The organism is uncultured Boseongicola sp., assembly GCF_937988555.1.
Lineage (GTDB): Bacteria > Pseudomonadota > Alphaproteobacteria > Rhodobacterales > Rhodobacteraceae > Boseongicola.
In genome coordinates, this window is record NZ_CALJXO010000103.1 from 1 (window position 1) to 2,726 (window position 2,726).

Genomic DNA, 2,726 nt, shown 5'->3' on the forward strand with positions numbered 1-2,726 from the left:
ATTTTCTGAGCGCTGCCGTCGTCGCCAAGGATTTTTCTGGCAGTGTTGATGCGGGATGCTATGGCGGAATCCGAGACGATCCGCCCGTCCCAAACCGCTTCGATTAGATCGTCGCGGGATAGAACTTGGCCCGGATGCTTGGCGAGATAGGCGATCAGAGTGAAGACCTGAGGCTCTATTGCGACCGGCGCGCCATCTCGGCGGATTTCACCCCGGCTAAAGTCCAGCTCGATAGCTCCGATTTTGACGATCTGCGATTCTGTTCCACCCATCTCCTTAGAAAACCACGGTTCCAGGGCGTTTCCAACGATTTCTGGATGGAAATGGAGGAATTCTGGATGACTTCAGGACAGCGGCTGGAAGCGTGACGTCAGCGAAATTGCGAAGGTGATCTTGTCTTCAAACGCAACCCAAGAAGGAAAACCGAGATGACCCGCAACCAGACCGAACTTTTCAAAACCGCAAGTTCGATTGCAGAAAAGAAGATCCGACAGGCGCGTGCCATGCAAGCGGCAGAGACGCGGGATATGGTGAGACAGACTGTGAAGGCAATTGTCACTAAGGTCCGCCGCAGCAAAGAAAGCCGCACAGCGAGACGCAATAGCGTGATGCGCAGCTGAGCGTGAGCTTTGCAAAATAACCTGGCAGCGCCAAGGCCCTAAATAGACCTCTCACTGTGGAAATCGACACTGGGCTGCGGACACGCTAACAACATCGAAAGTGCAAATTGTTTTAGCGCGATGACAGATAGAAAAAGGATTTGGACGTGATTGAGGTTCCACCAAAACTTACAGTAAAAACGAATTTTCGGCGTCCGAGCGATACCCAAATCGCAGCGTTTCAGGGTATTCCAACAGGCTTTGTCGTCGATGCCATGTTTGGTGGCGGAGCACTTTCTCATGCCATTCAGCCGCTTGGCGGTGGTCGTGAACTCAATTGCGTTGCTGCTGGACCAGCATTGACCGCGGAATGTGGTGCCGCTGATGTGCTGGCACTTTTTGCGTCACTCAAATTTATTCGACCCGGTGACGTCGTTGTTTCCGCGTTTTCGGCACACTCTGGGTGCGCTGCCGGTGGAGATGGACTGGTCGGAATGATGAAAAATTGTGGCGCTGCAGGTTTTGTCACAGATGGTCCGCTCCGCGATTATCACGGTATAGTTTCGGTTGGATTGCCAGTTTGGTGTACGGGGATAACTCCGGGATCGCCGCACGTGTCTGGACCTGGATCAGTTGGCTTCCCTGTCCAGATAGGCGCGCAAGAGGTTGAGAACGGCGATATGATCGTAGCCGATCAAGATGGTGTCGTGGTCGTTCCATACGAGCGTCTGGATGAGGTGATCGAAAACCTGGAACGCATTCGGAGCGCCGAGCAGGCGCAGGACGACAAGATAGCCAGAGGGATGCGCCTTCCAGATTGGGTGGAGCAGTTCTTGGCAAGTGACCAAGTCGCTTACAAAGATTGAAAGCGACTTGGGAGAAGCTTTGATCTCAATGGCAGCAAAGTCCGGAGGCTGTGTGAAAACTCGGGATTCTTCATGATTTCGCGCCGCTCGTTTTCGGGAGTTGCTAATTTGATGGTTCAGCTTGACCAGAGCGTGCCCGAATCTGCCAATTTTTGGCATTTTTAAAAGCTCTCGGTAGTTTTCACACAGCCTCACCGCACAGCGGAACCTGACGCATCGAGCATCTAACGATGGCTTCGAGCCCTAGGTGACCTCGTATCTTGAAGTGACCAAACCAGATGGAAATGACTTCGACTCTAAAAGGTGAAGGTCAATATCTGCATCCAAAGTCCCGAACATCCTTTTGCCCGCCCCGATAAGGATCGGAACAATTGTCACGGTCATATCTGCGATCAATCCTTCGCGCATGAAGCTTTGAATGATTTTTCCGCCGTCGACATAGGCACGCTTCCAGCCCTGTTCCGACAGGGACGCCATTAGCTGTCGAGGTGCGAGCGCACTGAGGGTCACCTTGTCACGAAGTTCGTCGGGTATATCGCTTGACCTCATTGTCCTGCTCAACACGACGACTGGCTTTTCATAGGGCCAAGTATCAAAGGTTAGCATAGTGCGAAACGAGCCACTTCCCAACACAAGCCCATCGACGGACTCCATGAATGCTGCATTGCCATGATCCTCGCCCTCGGTCGTCTGCTTCATTAACCAATCTAGGCCAAAATCTTCTCGCGCAACAAATCCATCGAGACTCATCGCCATAAACATATGACCTGTCGTCATCCTCAACTCTCCCAGTGCGTACAGAAGCCACGCTATTCCCAATGCTGATGAACGCAAGGTGCATGCAGTCGAACGGCAGCGTCGTCCGCAGGGCGGACCTTGGGCATTTCTCGACAGGCGTCTGCAAACCGCGCCGAAGCGGACAGTGCGTTCAATGGTCAAAAAGAGGCCCGGAGCTTAGTAATGACGGCATGAGTTGCTGCGTGCCGGAAGCAACCTAATGATACTGCCATCAGCGTTCTCAGCCTGTATTTATGGCTTATCATCAAGAGCGGGGCTTCAGCTCCCACCACCCTGCCCAACTCGGCAAGGTGGTCGCCCGTCAGGGGATTTGGCCAGTTCGACAACGAAGAGGTTTTCATCAGCCAGAGGCGATCGTCCTGCACATCTTGTGAGAGGAGACCGCCATGATCACCCGTAGACGGTTCATGACATCGACCGCAGCTACGGCATCCAACTCGTTGGTGGAGCAGGCGCCAGTCGA

4 protein-coding genes and 1 riboswitch are annotated in these 2,726 nt (G+C 53.3%); of the genes, 2 read left to right on the top strand and 2 right to left on the bottom strand.

All coding sequences use genetic code 11. From position 1 onward, the window contains the following. On the bottom strand, nt 1–272 hold a 272-nt coding region (locus Q1B15_RS05670; protein WP_299751410.1), incomplete at its 3' end, for a winged helix-turn-helix domain-containing protein. Between the two features lie 156 nt (nt 273–428). Here Q1B15_RS05670 and Q1B15_RS05675 point away from each other — a divergent pair. Together Q1B15_RS05675 and Q1B15_RS05680 are read left to right on the top strand one after the other, a co-directional pair. Then, complete coding sequence (locus Q1B15_RS05675; protein WP_299751413.1) at nt 429–620, top strand: RSP_7527 family protein; 192 nt, start codon at nt 429–431, stop codon at nt 618–620. Between the two features lie 146 nt (nt 621–766). Then, the gene (locus Q1B15_RS05680; protein ID WP_299751416.1) at nt 767–1,465 is read left to right on the top strand and encodes an RraA family protein; all 699 of its coding nucleotides are present in this window, start codon (nt 767–769) and stop codon (nt 1,463–1,465) included. 243 nt (nt 1,466–1,708) lie between these two features. Here Q1B15_RS05680 and Q1B15_RS05685 read toward each other — a convergent pair whose 3' ends face one another. Continuing rightward, on the bottom strand, nt 1,709–2,242 hold the full coding sequence (locus Q1B15_RS05685) for a dihydrofolate reductase family protein (RefSeq protein ID WP_299751418.1): 534 nt from the start codon (nt 2,240–2,242) through the stop codon (nt 1,709–1,711). 257 nt (nt 2,243–2,499) lie between these two features. Further along, nucleotides 2,500–2,603: riboswitch (SAM-I-IV-variant riboswitch) on the top strand. Nucleotides 2,604–2,726 lie beyond the last annotated feature (123 nt).